This window comes from Jeotgalibacillus marinus, assembly GCF_040801915.1.
Taxonomy (GTDB): Bacteria; Bacillota; Bacilli; order Bacillales; family Jeotgalibacillaceae; genus Jeotgalibacillus; species Jeotgalibacillus marinus.
On sequence record NZ_JBFMIA010000247.1, the window covers coordinates 1 to 245 of the forward strand.

Annotated in this window: 1 protein-coding gene; it reads right to left on the bottom strand. The window is 35.1% G+C overall.

All coding sequences use genetic code 11. The features are described 5' to 3' along the window. The coding region (locus tag AB1471_RS17720; protein WP_367781033.1) for a hypothetical protein at nt 1-245 on the bottom strand (245 nt) is incomplete at both ends.

Here is a 245-nt window from a genome sequence, read left to right on the forward strand (position 1 = left end):
TTTTTTAGCTAAAGCATCAACTATTGTATGCTTTCCTACCCCCTCTTCACCAACTATTATTACGTTAGCTTCATTACTTTTGGATAGTATTCTTTCAATTTGACTAATTTCTTTAGCTCTATCTACTATATGTCGCATATGTGATTGATAATCATCAGACGAAAGATCTGTCGAAAAATGGTTTAGAACTGGTGTGTATCCAGCAGACCAGTCTCTGGCTAGGGGTGGAATAGTAAATAGATTAT